This is a genomic window from Nocardiopsis sp. L17-MgMaSL7, assembly GCF_003182025.1.
Lineage (GTDB): Bacteria > Actinomycetota > Actinomycetes > Streptosporangiales > Streptosporangiaceae > Nocardiopsis > Nocardiopsis prasina.
This window is the reverse complement of the sequence record NZ_QGTF01000005.1, coordinates 301656-317120: the sequence shown is the minus strand read 5'-3', so window position 1 is coordinate 317120 and position 15465 is coordinate 301656. Positions and strand designations below refer to the sequence as shown.

The following is a 15465-nucleotide window of genomic DNA, read 5'->3' as shown; positions in this document are numbered from 1 at the left end:
GAAGAAAGCAGGACGACATGCAGATCCTACTGGGCCTCCTGGCCGTGCTCGCCGTACCCGTGCGGCTCGCACGCCCGGCGCGCGGCCTCCACACCTCCCCCTACGGCTTCACCCGGGGACTGGTCGCGGAACTCCGACGACGCTCCCGCAGGGTGCGTCGGTACGCGGACACCCTCCCCGAGGCCGTGAGGGTGTGCTGCGCGTGAACGCCCCCACCCCGTTCGAGTCCGGTACCCGTCACCGTCTCCCGCAGCGCACCGCCTCCAAGTACCACTCTCGGCAGTCACTCCGCTCCGGATCCGGCCCCAGCGCCGACGATCTGGTCGCGGAGATCCAATGGGTCCTCGACAACCCGGGGCGGCCCGCGCACGCGACCCGCACCCTCGCGCGGGCGGATCTGCTGTTCTCCGAACTGGATCGCCTGGTCGTCTCCGGTGGGTTCCTGCCGAGTACCTGGCGGGCGTCCTCGCACCCCATCGAGGCCCGCGTACGTCACGGGATCGCCCACGAGTACGCGACCCAGTGCTACGACGCGGTCAGCGAGGAGTTGAGGGAGACAGGGGGAGTGGTCGTCGCGTGGCGGGCGCTCCGTGCGGCGGCCCGGGCCTGGGAGCGGCTGGACAGGGCCCTGACGGAACGCGCTCCGCTCCCCGAACCCTGGAACCGCGAATAGCCCACGTCCCGGGGTGAACCGCCCGGGCACACCGCGACCCGCGCCGGGTCAGGGGCCGGTCAGGACGACCAGCTGCCGGGTCGCCCGGGTCATCGCGACGTAGCGGTCGACGGCCCCCTCCACACCTTCCCCGAAGCGTTCCGGGTCGACGAGGACGACCAGGTCGAACTCGAGCCCCTTGGCGAGTTGCGGGGTGAGGGAGCGGACCCTCGCCGTGGCTCGGAACGCGGGGTCGCCGATGACACAGGCGGTTCCCTCGGCGTTCTCGGCGAGCCAGGAGTCGAGGACCGCGTCCAGTTCCGTGCGCCGCCCGTACTGGACGGGCACTCCGCCGCTGCGGATGGAGGTCGGGACGTTGGCGTCCGGCAGTACGGCGCGGATGACCGGCTCGGCCTCCGCCATGACCTCCTCCGGCGTCCGGTAGTTGACGCTCAGGGACGCGAGGGTGACCCGGTCGAAGCCCACGCGCTCCAGGCGTTCGCGCCACGACTCCGCGCGGCCCTGGCCGTCGGTGAAACCGTGCCGGGCCTGGGCCCGGTCGCCGACGACGGTGAAGCTCCTGGACGGGCACCGGAGCAGCAGCATCCGCCACTCCGCGTCAGTCAGCTCCTGGGCCTCGTCCACCACGATGTGCGCGAACGGACCGGCGAGAAGGTCGGGGTCCGTGCCGGGCAGCCCGTCCTCGTCGATGAGGGTGTCCTGGAGGTCCCGGTGGTTCAGCATCGTCACCAGCCCCTCGCCGTCGTCGTCGGCCTCCAGCAGGTTCTCGATCACGGAGGACCTGCGCTCGTGCTCGGCGGCGACGGAGGCCTCTCGGCGGCGCCTGCGTTCGGAGGCCCTCGGGTCGCCGAGGCGCTGCCGCGCCGCGTCGAGGAAGGGGAGGTCGGAGACCGTCCAGGCCTGGGCTTCCTCGCGCTGGAGCCTTCTGACCTGGTCAGTCTCCAGCCAGGACGCGCACAGCCGCAGGTAGGCGGGGACGGACCACAGGTCCCCGACGAGGTCGGTCGGCTCCAGCAGCGGCCAGGCCCGGTGCAGGGTGTCGAGCAGCTCCGCGTCCCGCAGCAGCGTCCCCTTCAGCATCGGCGGGCTGATCTCCTCGTCGTGCCGGTCGGCCAGCTGGTCCGAGAGGATCTCCACCAGCTCGTCGAGGATGTGCTCCCGGGCGTCGTTGTGCGCGACGCCCGGGTCCACCGACCCGAACGCCTCGGCCCAGTCGGCGGCGCTCAGCCAGAGGTCGCACCAGGGGGTCGAGACCGTCATCCCCTCCTTGGGCGGCCGTTCGTAGAACCGGACCGCCGGTTCGATCGCGCCCACCAGGTCCACGGACTCCTTCAGCCGCGCGGCCTCGGGATCGGTCTCGGTCCTCGTGGTGCGGCCCTCGGGCACGAGGTCGCGCACCGTGCAGGTCTGGACGCCCTCCTCGCCGAGACTGGGCAGGACGTCGGCGACGTAGGCCAGGTACGGCTGGTGGGGGCCGACGAACAGGACCCCGCCCCGGCGGTGGCCCAGACGCGAGTCCGAGTAGAGCAGGTGGGCGGTGCGGTGCAGGGCGACCACGGTCTTGCCCGTCCCCGGGCCGCCGTCGACCACGAGGGCGCCGCCGGCCCCGGCGCGGACGATGGCGTCCTGGTCGGCCTGGATGGTGCTGAGCACGTCGCGCATCCGGCCCGAACGGTTGGCGCCCAGGCTGGCGATGAAGGCGGACTGGTCGTCGAGTGCGGCGTGGCCCTCGAAGCCGTCCTCCGTGAACACCTCGTCCCAGTAGTCGCTGACGCGGCCGAGGTTCCAGCGGTACCGGCGGCGGCTGGCCAGGCCCATCGGGTTGGCGTGGGTGGCCGCGAAGAAGGGTTCGGCGGCGGGGGAGCGCCAGTCGATCAGGAGGCGGTCGCCCTCGTCGTCGGTGAGGCCGAGCCGCCCGACGTACACGGGTTCGAGGTCGTCCGCACGGACCATGCGTCCCAGGCACAGGTCCGACCCGAACCGCCGCAGCGTGCGCAGGCGGGCGGAGAGCCGGTGCACCTCCATGTCCCGGTCCATGACCTCGCGCACCTTGCCCGTGGGCGCCCTGCGTCGCTCGTCCAGTCGGGCGGAGAGGTCGCTGACGGACCGTTCGAGGGTGTCCCGGATGGCCGCCAGGTGCCGTTCGTCGTCGGAGACCAGGGCCGGGTCGGCTTTGGGAGAGAGGTGTTCGGGAAGCTCGAAGACGCTTCTGGCCTGCTGTTTCACAACGTCCCCCGTGTCGTTGGTTCTGCTCACGGTCGACCATTCTGAGGGGCGAGGGGGGTCTTGCGGCAAGCCCCGGGGTGAGCTATAAGTTAAGGGTGGCAGGGAGTGTCCTTGGACCCCCGAAGCCCTTCTGAACCGTCCTCCGCCGGTCGCACGGCGTGGCAGGACGCGACCCCCTGGTGAGTTCGCGCTCCGGCGCGCCCGTGGGCAACGGGCCCGCCCGAGCGCGCCCGAAACGGCGCGAGGTCCGGCCCGTCATGGGCCCTGGCGGGCGGCCCCAGCTCCGGACCGCCCGCCCGGACCGAGCCCGAGAACGGGCTCACTGAGCGCTCTCGGACAGAGCCCGTACCGGTTCGTAGAGGGGGCGGCCGAACGTAGTGTCCGTTTGTGGTGGGAACATCCTCTGTGTCGCTGGGTGTCTGTTTGGTGGCGAGAAGGTTCTGGGTCGGCCTCGATCTTGGGTTTTCTCTGTTCTCCGAGGCGAAAGCGGTATAGGAACGACGGGGACGGAAGGCCAGCGGGGCGCCGCGTGCCCCCTGCTTAGGAGAGAGCGACATCGATGGACGTTGAGCCCGAAAACGACGGCCGGACCCCCAGGCAGCGGGACCGGGACCGCAAGTACCGGGAGCACGTCGCCAGAGTCCAGCGCCGGGACCGGCTCGACAGCTGTGTCACCGACGTGCGGCTGATCTACCAGGGCCTGCGGCACCGCGCCGAGCGCGGCTCCCTGGAGTGGAGCGAGTTCGACCGGCTCTGGCGCTACCACGGAGAGGTCGAGAAGACCGTCTCCCAGTTCACCGCCGCCGAACAGGACCAGATCCTGGAGGAGTACCCGAGGCTCGCCGCGCAGCTGCGGTCCGAGTACCGGCTCTGAGCCAGCCGAGCCCGTGTCGCCCGGGGAAACGCGGAGGGCACGTCGGTAGTGTGCCGTCCATGACCTTCGCGAACGTCGGCACCCTGGAGACCGCCCCGGGCAGGCGGGACGAGGTCGTGGCCGTCCTGACCCGACCCAACCCCGAGCTGCGTGCGGCCGGTTGCCTGTCGTACGAGGTGGGCGTCGACGACGGCGCCCCCGACAAGGTGTTCGTCATCGAACTCTGGGAGTCGGAGCGCGCGCACCGCGCCTCCCTCGAACTCTCCAGCGTCCGGGCCGCGATCGCCGAGGCCCGGCCCCTGCTGAGCGGCCGGACCGGCGGGGAGCGCTTCACCGTGGTCGGTTCGCCCCTGCACGACTGACCGGGCTCAGATCCAGGACTGGTTGAGGGCCTGCGGTCCGGTGGGTTCGTCGTTGGGGCCGACCTCGTGGTTGCCTCCGTTTCCGTTCGTCCCGTCCTCGCGCGCGCCGCTGTCGTCGGGATCGCGGTCACCGGGGTGGCTTCGCGCGCGGGAACGCAGCTCGCGGCGCAACCTCTCCAGCTGACGCAGGCTGGACAGGGTGTCGGGGTGTTCGGGCCCCTGCACGCGGCGGCGGTCCGCCACCAGGTCCTCCAGGGCGCGGACGGCGCCGTCCGTGTCGTGCGCGCGCGCCTGCCAGCACGCCAGGTTGTGCCTGCTGGTCAGAGTGCCGGGATGGTCCGCGCCCAGCACCTCCTCCTGGACCTCGACGAGTTCGCGGAGCTCGCTCACCGCGCCCTCCGGATCCCCCGCGACGCCGCGCCAGTGGGCGAGGTTGTGCAGGGTACTGAGGGTGTTCGGGTGGTCGGGTCCCAGGTGCTCGCGCTGGTCGGCCAGGAGCGAGCGGGAGGCGTGGACCGCCGTGGGCAGGTCGCCGGACTCGGCCTGGCACACCGCCAGGTTGCCCCGGGTGCTCAGGGTCTCCACCCGGTCCGCGCCCACCACGCGGTCCAGGTCCGCGAGGAGTCTCCGGTAGAGGGTGATCGCCCCGGAGGTGTCCCCCGCCTGCGCGCGGAGGTAGGCCAGCCCGTGGCGGGTGCGCAGCGTGTCCAGGTGGTCGGGGCCCAGGACCCGGAGCTGGCGTTCGTACAGCTCCTCGAAGGCGCGTTGGGCCTGTGAGAGGTCGGCGGTCGCCCCCGTCCAGTACGCGAGGGGGTCGCCGGTGACGGGTGTCCCTCCCCGGACGCCGTGCCGGAGGAAGTTCCCCGTCTGCTCGGCGCGGTTGACCGGTCCGGGTTCCAGGGTGTGCGCGACCGCCTCGGTCAGCACCTCCCAGTACGTCACGGCCCACTCCACCTGCCGGGACGAGTCGAGGCCGCTCCCGGCGCGGAACAGCACCGGGTGGATGCCCTCCTCCCACAGCCAGCTCCACACCCGGACCCGTCCCGTGGTGCGTTCGCGCAGCACGGCGGTGTTCGAGCGCAGACGGCGGCCCAGGGCGGAGTCCCGGGCGGTGTCCGGCCACACGTCCACCAGCCCGTCGGCGATGGCGCGGACCGCCTCCCTGGTGGGCCTCGTGCGGGTGTGTTCGAGGGTGGCGCGCTGGGTGAGGTGATGGGCACCGATCACCAGAGGCGTGTCCCGGGCCACGAGGTTGAGGCGCTCCAGGGAGGCCAGCGCGAGCCGGACCTCGTGGCGGGTCAGGGTGCGCGCGGGGAAGGTGCGCCGCCCCAGATAGGTGCGGACGGGGCGGGAGACGGCGACCTGCTCCGGAGTGGCGGCGGAGTCCAGGAGGGCGATCAGCCCCATGAGGGGTCGGGCCACCCCCTCGGGGCGGTGGGCGTCGGCGCGTTCCACGGCCAGCTCCCACGTGGCGGAGACCGGGGAGTCGGTGTCCCAGTGGGGGAAGGACTCCCGGCGCTCGGCCGCGCGCCGGTGGAACAGGGCCAGGTAGGCGGAGGGGGAGAGCTGGAGGTCGGCCATGTACGCGGTCGCCTGGGAGAGGGCCAGGGGCAGGTGGTCGAGGGCGGCCGCGAGCTGGCGCAGTTCGCCGTCGGTCTGCGCGATCCCGGCTTCCACGAGTGCGGCGCGAAGGTAGCCGCCCGCCTCCGCCTCGGAGAACCCCGGGACGGTGTGCGGGGGGTGTCCGTGCGGGGCGAGGTCGTGGCGGGTGGTGACGAGCATCCGGCCGTGGGCGCGCTCCGGCGGCGGCCACAGGTCCTCGACCTCGTCCGGGTCGGTGAGGTCGTCCCACACCACCAGCCAGCGGTGCCCCTCGGCGTCCACGGGGTCGTGCAGCCAGGACAGGAATTGCCCGGCGGCGAGCTCGGGGTCGTCGGGGACCCGGGCGAACAGCTGCCGTGCGGCCTGGGCGTAGGCGAACACGACCCCGTCCCGGGTGGTGGCGTCCGCCCACAGCAGGACCTCGGGACGCTGCTTCGGCACCGCGTGCCCGCTGAGGAATCGTGCGTGGTGGGCGGCGAGCTGGGTCTTGCCGACCCCGCTCCCACCGGACAGCACCTGGTGCGGGGCGGGGGAGCCGAACCCGCCCAGGGCCTCGTCGAGGGTGTCGGACAGGGCGCGTCGCCGGTGGTGTTCGGCGGGTTCCGGTACCAACCCCACGCTGATCGGCCAGTTCACCGGGTTTCGGCTGGTGTGGAAGTCAGTTCCAGAGGTTGGCGTGCCCGTGGGGACGGGGTGGTCGGGGCGTGGGCCGAGGTGGTGGTCCTCCGCGGCCTTGCCGTTGCCGTGTTCGTGGCCAGAGCTCAACAGCCACACCCTTCCCGGGGTCCGAGGGAGTCGCGCGCCCAGCGTGCTTACGTGTCGTATGCCCCGATCGGGACTCGGGAACCCCGGGGGCAAAGGGGTTTCGGTCGATCCAGTTCCCATCACGGAGGGGAGTCAACCCCGTCGTTTGCGCTATCCCAGGTCAGTGGTTCGAAGGAGGCTCGCGGTGACCGTTGGGGTTTCGGGGAACTCTTCGTGAACGAGGGCGTCCGCCCGCCTCCCCTGGGTGCTCCGTGGGCTCAGCCCCGGAGGACCTCCTCGATCAGGGCGTCGCGTTCACCGGCCGTCTCGGCGCGCAGGGCGTTGGCCACGGCGAACAGCTGTTCCGGTGCGACGGCGCCGTGGGGATGCACGCTCGCGATGGCCCCGTCGTCCAGGCGTGTGCGGACCTCGCTCAGGTGGGGGCCGCACCCGTTGTCCGTGCCACGGTGGACGACCACCATCGAGTCCTGTTCGGAGCACTCCACCCCTGGGAAGCCGCAGCCGTCGTGGATGCCCGACGCCCGCTGCTCCGGGGTCCAGCTCAGCACGTGCAGGGCCTTCGGCGAGTTCTCCTCGGGCCGGTCGGCGCCCACGCCCGGGCCCGCCGCCACCTCCCTGGTGGCCGACGACCCGTCGGGGCCGTCCGGGGCCGGGGCCGCGCCGTCCTCCGGCTGCGGCGGGACCTTGCGCTCCGGTTCGGTTCCGAGGGGGTCGGCCTCCTCCCCGGCCACGTAGGTCATCCGCAGGCCGCCGTGCACCTCGTGGACCCGGACCGGCGACCACTTCGGGTGGTCCAGGACCGCGATCGTGTGCCCGAACCCGCTGATCTGGCTGATCGAGCGCCGTTCGGTGGACCGGTCACGCGTGTGCTCGGCAGCCATGGGCAGCAGCAGGAGTGCTGCCGCGGCGACCGCCACTCCGGGCAGGACACCGTGCCGGTGGCGTCTGCGGCCGAACACGACGCACGCACCGAGCGCGGCCGTGGCCACGACCGCGCTCACCACGGCGCCGTTCACCTGGGAGTCGCCCGGTACGGGGGCGAACGTGGGCGAAAGGAGCGCCATCACCAGGGGAGTGGCCAGGGAGGTCCCCGCCACCAGACAGGCGCACAAGGCAGGCTGACGCACCCCGGCCCCTCCGAGCAGGCACGCGGCGATCAGCACCATCAGCACCGTGCCGCCGACCGCCACCGGTGTGACCAGCAGGGTCTCCAGTTCCGGCCGTCCCAGACCTAAGCCGAGGGCCAGATCCCAGACGGCGACGGGGAACAGTGACATCAGCGGCGCGCCCACCAGGCACACGAAGAGGATCGCGCCGACCGCGGCGACCCGGGGTCGGCCCGTTGGCGTTCGTGTGAGCACGCCCTCCATCAGACCCGAACCATCCTCCTGCGCGGGGACGCCACGTTACGCCTGTCGTCGCTCGGACACCAGGGGCGAGAACCAGGTTTGGTCCCCGCAGGCGGTTCGTCCGGTCTCAGTGCCCCAGTTTGCGTACGTACGGACGCCGGGCCTGGTCGAACTGCTGCCACCTGGGGTCCATCTGGGTGCGCAGCTGCACCTTGCCCTCGGGCCATTCCATGAGGAGGTTCTCGAACTCGGGCAGCACCCCGGAGTCCGGGTCGAGGTAGTAGACGTACATCCGCTGCCCGGCGACGGTCTGCTGCATGAACAGCGCGCCGTTGTCACCCAGCAGGCCGGACAACCGGGCCTCCAGGTCGGCGAGCGACACGAGGGAGGTCTCCTGGGGGAGCCGGTCGGCGTCGGCGTCCGCGTACGGAACCAGGACCTGCACGAACAGGGACAGGGCGGGGAAGTCGCGGCGGGTCACGGGGTGCCGGACCAGGACCTCGATCGGGCCCTGCAACGGGAGTCTGCCGTGCAGCGTCACCCAGCCGTCGGTCCCGCCGAGGAGGTCGCCCATCTGCTTGGCCACGGCCGGCATGGAGGTCGGCGGGAGCGGGTCCATCGGCCGCTCGTCCAGCGACGTCACCTTCCCGACCCAGCGCACGAACTGGTCCTCGCCCAGGGCCAGCAGCGTGACGTGCTCGGCGACCGCCTGACGGGTCTCGCCGGACAGGAACATGTTGTCCGGGTGGTAGACGCCCACCTCGATCCTGCTCGTGCCCTGGTTGACGCGCATGGACACGGACACGTGGGACAGGTCCAGTTCGTGGTCGTCCCAGCGCACCGTGTTGCCGAGCTGGTCGTGGTCGGCGGGGCGGACCGGCAGGAACCGCCACTCGGAGTCCTCGGGGGCGGACCGGGACCAGCGCTCGGACTGGACGCGCGCCTCCTCGGAGACGCCGGGGCGCAGGGTCAGCGCGTAGGAGGGCGCGTCGGTGAGTTTGGAGGGGTCGTCCAGGGCCGCGAGCTGTTCCAGGAGCTTGGCCGGGTCGACGTCGGCCGACAGGTCGAGGTCCTCCAGCCCGCCCTGCGGCTGGGGCGCGGGTCCCACCTCCCAGTCCAGATCCGGATGGATCGCCTTCACCAGTGCGGAGACCCGCTCGGCCACCTCGGCGGGGGCCGGGGCGTCGGACTCGACGGACTCGGCCAAGGGCGAGCGCACGGTGGGCCAGGCGTCCCAGAAGGCCGTGACGGCGGCCGTGGACGCGGTGGAGTCGGAGGAGTCGGCGGAGCGGCGACGACGGAACAGAGCCATGCCCATGATTTTCGCAGAACCAGACGACCACCCTCGCCCCGCCCCGGGGCGGGCGCGTCCCAGAGCACACCGCCGGACGGGCCCGGGCGTGGCACCCTCCTCCGCGGGGCGCATAGGCTGGAGGGCGTTATGACTTTGCGTGTACTGGCCGCCATGTCCGGCGGGGTCGATTCCGCGGTAGCCGCGGCCCGTGTGGCCGAGGCGGGGTACGACGTCACCGGCGTTCACCTGGCCCTCTCCAAGAACCCACAGTCCTACCGCACCGGCGCCCGGGGCTGCTGCACGGTGGAGGACTCCCACGACGCCCGCCGCGCGGCGGACGTCATCGGCATCCCCTTCTACGTGTGGGACATGTCGGAGGAGTTCGACCGCGAGGTGGTCCAGGACTTCGTCGCCGAGTACGAGGCGGGCAACACCCCGAACCCGTGCCTGCGCTGCAACGAGAAGATCAAGTTCGAGGCGGTGCTGGACCGGGCCGTCGCGCTGGGCTTCGACGCCGTCGCCACCGGGCACCACGTCCGCAAGGTCGACGGCCGTCTGGTGCGCAGCGTCGACGAGGGCAAGGACCAGTCGTACGTGCTGGGCGTGCTCAACGCCGAACAGCTCGACCACGCGATGTTCCCGCTCGGCGACTGCACCAAGGACGAGGTGCGGGCCGAGGCCGAGCGCCGTGGGCTCTCGGTGGCGGACAAGCCGGACAGCCACGACATCTGCTTCATCGCCGACGGCGACACCGCCGGGTTCCTGAACCGGCGCCTGGGCGAGAAGCCGGGTCCGATCCAGGACGAGGACGGCAACGTGGTGGGCACCCACCAGGGGTCGCACGCGTTCACGATCGGCCAGCGCAAGGGCCTCGGGCTGGGCGGAGCCCCGAACCCGCGGTACGTGCTGTCCATCGAGCCGGTGAACAACACGGTGACCGTGGGTCCGCGCGAGGCCCTGCGGGTCGACGAGATCGTCGGGACGCGGCCGGTCTGGAGCGGCGGCGGTCCGCTGACCGAGCCCACCGACTGCCACGTCCAGCTGCGGGCGCACGGCGAGGTGTACGCGGCCACGGTCGTGCAGCGAGAGGCCGAGGACGGTCCGGAGCTGCTGGTCCGGCTGGCCGAGCCCGCGCGCGGCGTCGCGGCCGGGCAGGCCGTGGTGGTCTACGACGGCGACACCGTGCTGGGGTCGGCGACCATCCGGTCGACCGCGCGTTCGGAGGAGGCCCGGGGAGCCGCGTCGGCGTGACGTTCGGTGATCGAACACCGGTGAAACCGTCACAGTAGGACACACAACACGCGCTTTCTCGCCTGCGACCCTTGCCGAAGTTAGGTAAGGCAATGCAAAGTTGTGGGGTCAAGGTGTAAGGGGTCCGGTCCATGCCGCAGTTCGCGTTTCTCGAGGGTCAGCCCTTCTGGGTCATCTACTGCACCCTGCTCGTGGTGATCCTGCTGCGCGCCCCCGCGACCTACTGGATCGGCCGGGGGCTGGGCGCCGGGGTCACGCGCAGCCGCATGGGTGAGCGCCTCGGCCCGAAGCTCGACTCCGCCAAGCGGCGCATCGACCGCTACGGCGCGCCCGTGGTCACCCTCAGCTTCTTCACCGTGGGCATGCAGACGGCGATCAACTTCTCCGCCGGTGCCGTGCGAATGCGCTTCCCGCGCTACTTCGCCGCCGTGTTCGTGGGCGGTCTGGCCTGGGCGGGCCTGTGGGGCGTGGTGATCGCCGGACTGGTCGGCACCTGGCTGGAACTCTTCCTCAAGTCCCCGTGGACGGCGGTGGGCGTGGTCGTGGCCGCCGCCGTGGCGGTGACCGTGCTGGTGGTGCGCTCGCGCGTGGCCAGCCGCTCCCGTGACACCGAGGGGGCGCCGGACGCGGAGCCGGTCCGCGTCGGTGAGGGCACCGAGCCCGCCGACCCGGACTCCCCCCGCATCTGAGCCCCCCGGCCCCGCGAACACGTCCGGGCGGAGCGCGCGACCGAGTTCGCTGACCCCCGCGCACGGCGAACACGGTCCGGGTGGAACACGGAACCGGGATCGCTGTCTCCCGGGCGTGGCGAAACCCTCCGGCCCCCGCGCACCGTGAACACGTCCGGGCGGAACGCGAGACCGAGTTCGCTGACCCCCGCGCACGGCGAACACTCCGTGGGGGACCGAGCCGCCCCCGCGACTCCCGCGCCCTCTAGCGTGGGGGCATGCGTATCTCTGTTGACGCCGTCCTCTTCGACATCGACGGCACACTCGTGGACTCCACCGGCGCCGTCGAGCGGACCTGGCGCCTGTGGGGCGAGGCCCACGGCATCGACCCGGACGAGATCCTCGCCGTCTCCCACGGCAGGCGCTCCGAGGACACCATCGCGATGTTCCTCCCCCAGGACCAGGTGGCGGACGCCACCGCCGAACTGGAGGAGCTGGAGCTGGCCGACCTCGACGGCGTGACCGCCCTGCCCGCCACCCGCGAACTCCTCACCTCGCTGCCCGTCGAGCGCTGGGCCGCCGTCACCTCGGGCTCACGCAGGCTCATGCGCACCCGCCTGGAGGCCGCGGGCCTGCCCGTCCCCGAGGTGCTCGTCACCGCCGACGACGTCACCGAGGGCAAACCCCACCCCCAGGGCTACCTCCGGGCCGCCGCCCGGCTCGGCTTCGACCCCGCCCGCTGCCTCGTGGTGGAGGACGCCCCCGCCGGGGTGCGCGCGGGCCTGGCCTCCGGCGCCGCCGTACTGGCGGTGGCCACCTCCCACAGCCGCACCGACCTGGAGGGGATCGGCGCCACCGAGCTCGTCGACAACCTCACCTTCTGCACGCTGGAGACCACCCGCGGCGAACTGGTCCTGAGCACCCCCTGAGTCCACCGGCGAGCCGAGACGGGCCGGTTGCCCTAACCTTGGGCAACGTGAGTCAACAGCAGCCCCAACCCTGGCCCGTCGCGTCCGCAACCGGAGTCGGTTCCTGGCCGGGGGAGGACCCCGACGAGGCCATGAGGACCATCGTCGGCGAGCTCCCCGACCTCCCCCACCTGCCCGAGCTCCCCGCGCGGGGAGTCGGCGCCGACATGATCGGGCGCGCCGCGGGCCTCCTCGTCGACCTGCCCGTCGAGGTCCAGCCCACCGGATGGCGGGTGGTGGACACCCCCGGCCGCGACCTCGCCCGCGCCGGAAGCTTCCTCTCCTACGACCTGGACGCGCTCACCGAGCACCTCCACGCCTACGAGGGTCCGCTCAAGGTGCAGGTGGCCGGACCCTGGACCCTGGCCGCCGCGATCGAGCTCCGCAACGGGCAGCGCGTGGTCTCCGACCCCGGCGCCCACCGCGACCTCGCCGAGTCCCACCTGGAGGGGGTCCTCGCGCACGTCGCCGACGTGCGCCGCCGCGTCCCCGGTGCCCGGGTCGTCGTCCAGGTGGACGAACCCACCCTGCCCGCCGTGCTGACGGGCAGCCTGCCGACCGCCAGCGGTCTCAGTGTCCTGCCCGCCGTGGACCGCGTCCGGGTCGAGGCGGTCCTGCGCACCCTGTTCGCCGCGATCGACAACGCCGGCGCCGTGCCCGCCGCACACTGCTGCGCGGCCGGGGTGCCCGTCGACCTCCTGCGCCGCAGCGGTGCTCGGGCCCTGAGCGTGAACGCGCGCCTGCTCGGGCGGGCGCACGACGAGATGGTCGGCGACGCCGTCGAGTCGGGTGTCGGCCTCCTCCTCGGCGTCGTCCCCTCGACGGACCAGCCCGAACCGCACCCCTCCGGGGCCTCCGGAACCGCCGCCGACGCCGCCACGGCCGCCGCCCGCAGGTCCCCCGGAATGTCGGACCCGGCGACTATCGTCGACCCCGTAAGAGAGCTCTGGAACCGGTTGGGATTCAGCCCTGACCTGCTGTCCCGGGTGGTCGTCACCACGCCCACCTGCGGGCTGGCGGGGGCCTCCCCCCGGCACGCCAGGGCCGCCCTGGAAGCGGCCCGGGGCGGGGCACGGGTCCTGCGGGACGAACCCCGCAGGTAGCGACAGCGGAACTCGGACCCGGCCGCCCCGACCTCCGAAGAGCCCCCCGGTCCCGTCCGACACCCCCCGATCCGGCCCCGTGAGAGCGACAAGAAAGGCAGCCGTGAGCGCGCCCGACAACACCACCGTCCCCGACGAGGTACGCGCCCGCCACGCCGAGCTGTGCCGTGAGCTGGACGACCACAGCTACCGGTACTACCTGGGCAACCCGATCGTCTCCGACGCCGAGTACGACCAGCTCATGCTCGAACTGCGCGGCATCGAGGAGCGCCACCCGATCCTCGTCAGCCAGGACTCGCCCACCCAGAAGGTCGGCGCGCCCATCAGCGTCGACTTCGCCGAGGTCGAGCACCTCGTCCGGATGGAGAGCCTGGGCAACGCCTTCGACTCCGAGGAGCTGTCCGCCTGGGCCGACCGCGCCTCCGCCGAGGTACCGGTCGACGCCTACCTGTGCGAACTCAAGATCGACGGTCTGGCGGTGGACCTCGTCTACGAGCGCGGGCGCCTGATCCGGGCCGCCACCCGTGGCGACGGCCGGGTCGGCGAGGACATCACGCTCAACGTCCGCACCATCGGCGTGGTCCCCGAACAGCTCGACGAGAGCGCCCGCCCCGCCCCCGAGCTGCTGGAGGTGCGCGGCGAGGTCTTCCTCCCGGTGGAGGACTTCGAGAAGCTCAACCAGCGCATCGCCGCCGACGGCAGCCACGCCCCGTTCGCCAACCCCCGCAACGCCGCCGCCGGTTCGCTGCGACAGAAGGATCCGAGGGTCACCGCGACCCGGCCGCTGTCGATGATCGTGCACGGCGTCGGCGCGTACACGCCCGCCGAAGGGGGCGAGGGGACGGCCTTCACCAGCCAGTCGCAGGCCTACACCCTCCTCGGCGAGTGGGGGCTGCCGCTCAGCGACCGCTACAAGGTCGTGGGCACCATGGACGAGGTCCGCGAGTACGTCGCGCACTACCAGGAGCACCGGCACGACCCCGCCTACGAGATCGACGGCATCGTGGTCAAGGTGGACGACTTCTCCCTCCAGCGTCGGCTGGGCTCCACCAGTCGCGCGCCCCGGTGGGCGATCGCCTACAAGTACCCGCCGGAGGAGGTCACCACCAAGCTGGTGGACATCAAGGTGGGGGTGGGCCGCACCGGCCGCGTCACCCCGTACGGCGTGATGGAGCCGGTCCTGGTGGCCGGGTCCGAGGTCGAGTTCGCGACCCTGCACAACGCCCAGGAGGTGGCCCGCAAGGGCGTGCGCATCGGCGACACCATCGTCCTGCGCAAGGCGGGCGACGTCATCCCCGAGATCGTCGGCCCGGTGCTCGACCTGCGCGACGGCACCGAACGCGAGTTCGTCATGCCCGAGCGCTGCCCCGAGTGCGGCACCGAACTCGGTCAGCAGAAGGAGGGCGACGTCGACCTGCGCTGCCCGAACGCCCGCTCCTGCCCGGGACAGCTGCGCGAGCGGGTGGCGTTCATCGCCGGACGCCGGGCCCTGGACATCGAGGCGCTGGGCTACGTCGCGGCCACCGCGCTCACGCAGCCGCTGGAGCCCGTCGAACCCGCGCTCAGGGACGAGGGCGACCTGTTCGACCTCACCGTCGAGCAGCTGCTGCCGATCCGTACGCACGTCCTGGACCCGGACACCACCGAGCCCAAGACCGATCCCAAGACCGGCGAACCCAAGGTGGTCTCCTTCTTCGCCAACATGAAGGGCGAGCCGAAGAAGACGGTCGAGAAGCTGTTCGAGCAGTTGGAGGAGGCCAAGGACAAGCCGCTGTGGCGCGTGCTGGTCTCCCTGTCCATCCGGCACGTGGGCCCGCGTGCCGCCGAGGACCTGGCCCGCCACTTCCGGTCCATGGACGCGATCCGCGCCGCCTCCGAGGAGGAATTGGCGTCGGTGGACGGGGTCGGCCCGACCATCGCCCGGTCCATCCACGAGTGGTTCGCCGTGGACTGGCACGCCGACATCGTCCGAAAGTGGGCGGCTGCGGGTGTCCGTATGGAGGACGAGGGCCAGGAACCGGGCTCCCGGGTCCTGGAGGGTGTCACCGTCGTGGTCACCGGTTCCCTTGAGGGCTTCTCGCGGGACGGCGCCAAGGAAGCCGTCGCCGAGTGCGGCGGCCGGGCCACCGCCTCGGTCTCCAAGAAGACCGGTTTCGTGGTGGTCGGGGACGCCCCCGGTTCCAAGTACGACAAGGCCGTGAAGCTCGGCGTCCCGGTGCTCGACGAGGCCGGGTTCCGCGTCCTGCTGGAGGACGGCCCCGAGGCCGCCGCGAGTCTGCGGATCAACCCCGTGGAGGAGGCTCCGGAGGGGTAGGCTCCGCCTCACGCTC

At 72.3% G+C, this 15465-nt stretch carries 13 protein-coding genes; 9 read left to right on the top strand and 4 right to left on the bottom strand.

The genetic code is table 11. From position 1 onward, the window contains the following. The first annotated feature begins 17 nt into the window (after positions 1 to 17). Positions 18 to 206 carry a hypothetical protein gene (locus BDW27_RS11295; protein WP_017545812.1) on the top strand — a complete coding sequence of 63 codons (189 nt, stop codon included), beginning with the start codon at positions 18 to 20 and terminating at the stop codon, positions 204 to 206. Next, a complete protein-coding gene (locus BDW27_RS11290; protein ID WP_233515730.1) occupies positions 203 to 673 on the top strand; it encodes a hypothetical protein in 471 nt (156 codons plus the stop codon). The genes BDW27_RS11295 and BDW27_RS11290 overlap by 4 nt, the downstream gene beginning before the upstream one ends. Before the next feature lie 48 nt (positions 674 to 721). Here BDW27_RS11290 and helR read toward each other — a convergent pair whose 3' ends face one another. Then, positions 722 to 2899 carry an RNA polymerase recycling motor ATPase HelR gene (gene helR, locus BDW27_RS11285; RefSeq protein ID WP_110049264.1) on the bottom strand — a complete coding sequence of 726 codons (2178 nt, stop codon included), beginning with the start codon at positions 2897 to 2899 and terminating at the stop codon, positions 722 to 724. 559 nt (positions 2900 to 3458) lie between these two features. Between helR and BDW27_RS11280 the strand changes: the two genes are divergently transcribed. Both BDW27_RS11280 and BDW27_RS11275 read left to right on the top strand, forming a co-directional pair. Beyond that, entirely contained in the window at positions 3459 to 3773 is a 315-nt protein-coding gene (locus tag BDW27_RS11280; protein WP_110049263.1) for a hypothetical protein, read from the top strand. Between the two features lie 59 nt (positions 3774 to 3832). Then, a complete protein-coding gene (locus BDW27_RS11275) occupies positions 3833 to 4135 on the top strand; it encodes a putative quinol monooxygenase (protein ID WP_017545808.1) in 303 nt (100 codons plus the stop codon). Between the two features lie 6 nt (positions 4136 to 4141). Here BDW27_RS11275 and BDW27_RS11270 read toward each other — a convergent pair whose 3' ends face one another. From BDW27_RS11270 to BDW27_RS11260, 3 genes are all read right to left on the bottom strand, one after another. Next, positions 4142 to 6502, bottom strand: coding sequence for a tetratricopeptide repeat protein (locus BDW27_RS11270; RefSeq protein ID WP_146223256.1), 2361 nt, complete (start codon positions 6500 to 6502; stop codon positions 4142 to 4144). Positions 6503 to 6759: 257 nt separating this feature from the next. Then, positions 6760 to 7872: a hypothetical protein gene (locus tag BDW27_RS11265; protein ID WP_110049261.1), complete on the bottom strand. Its 1113-nt coding sequence runs from the start codon at positions 7870 to 7872 to the stop codon at positions 6760 to 6762. A 106-nt stretch (positions 7873 to 7978) separates the two neighbouring features. Continuing rightward, entirely contained in the window at positions 7979 to 9163 is a 1185-nt protein-coding gene (locus BDW27_RS11260; RefSeq protein WP_110049260.1) for a DUF695 domain-containing protein, read from the bottom strand. A 129-nt stretch (positions 9164 to 9292) separates the two neighbouring features. Between BDW27_RS11260 and mnmA the strand changes: the two genes are divergently transcribed. From mnmA to ligA, 5 genes are all read left to right on the top strand, one after another. Next, positions 9293 to 10396, top strand: a complete 1104-nt coding sequence (gene mnmA / locus BDW27_RS11255; RefSeq protein ID WP_193374252.1) for a tRNA 2-thiouridine(34) synthase MnmA — start codon at positions 9293 to 9295, stop codon at positions 10394 to 10396. A 131-nt stretch (positions 10397 to 10527) separates the two neighbouring features. Then, positions 10528 to 11085 carry a DedA family protein gene (locus BDW27_RS11250; protein WP_110049259.1) on the top strand — a complete coding sequence of 186 codons (558 nt, stop codon included), beginning with the start codon at positions 10528 to 10530 and terminating at the stop codon, positions 11083 to 11085. A 257-nt stretch (positions 11086 to 11342) separates the two neighbouring features. Continuing rightward, positions 11343 to 11993 carry an HAD family hydrolase gene (locus BDW27_RS11245; protein WP_110049258.1) on the top strand — a complete coding sequence of 217 codons (651 nt, stop codon included), beginning with the start codon at positions 11343 to 11345 and terminating at the stop codon, positions 11991 to 11993. 38 nt (positions 11994 to 12031) lie between these two features. Continuing rightward, the gene (locus BDW27_RS11240) at positions 12032 to 13135 is read left to right on the top strand and encodes a methionine synthase (protein WP_199560621.1); all 1104 of its coding nucleotides are present in this window, start codon (positions 12032 to 12034) and stop codon (positions 13133 to 13135) included. A 103-nt stretch (positions 13136 to 13238) separates the two neighbouring features. After that, positions 13239 to 15449 (top strand): NAD-dependent DNA ligase LigA, encoded by a 2211-nt coding sequence (gene ligA / locus BDW27_RS11235; protein ID WP_110049257.1) that lies wholly within the window; start codon positions 13239 to 13241, stop codon positions 15447 to 15449. Positions 15450 to 15465 lie beyond the last annotated feature (16 nt).

Excerpts from the sequence above, each read along its gene's own strand:
- BDW27_RS11280 (WP_110049263.1), top strand. The coding sequence starts at position 3,459 with ATGGACGTTGAGCCCGAAAACGACGGCCGGACCCCCAGGCAGCGGGAC.
- BDW27_RS11250 (WP_110049259.1), top strand. The coding sequence starts at position 10,528 with ATGCCGCAGTTCGCGTTTCTCGAGGGTCAGCCCTTCTGGGTCATCTAC.
- BDW27_RS11265 (WP_110049261.1), bottom strand. The coding sequence starts at position 7,872 with ATGGAGGGCGTGCTCACACGAACGCCAACGGGCCGACCCCGGGTCGCC.
- BDW27_RS11245 (WP_110049258.1), top strand. The coding sequence starts at position 11,343 with ATGCGTATCTCTGTTGACGCCGTCCTCTTCGACATCGACGGCACACTC.
- BDW27_RS11295 (WP_017545812.1), top strand. The coding sequence starts at position 18 with ATGCAGATCCTACTGGGCCTCCTGGCCGTGCTCGCCGTACCCGTGCGG.
- mnmA (WP_193374252.1), top strand. The coding sequence starts at position 9,293 with ATGACTTTGCGTGTACTGGCCGCCATGTCCGGCGGGGTCGATTCCGCG.
- BDW27_RS11275 (WP_017545808.1), top strand. The coding sequence starts at position 3,833 with ATGACCTTCGCGAACGTCGGCACCCTGGAGACCGCCCCGGGCAGGCGG.
- BDW27_RS11260 (WP_110049260.1), bottom strand. The coding sequence starts at position 9,163 with ATGGCTCTGTTCCGTCGTCGCCGCTCCGCCGACTCCTCCGACTCCACC.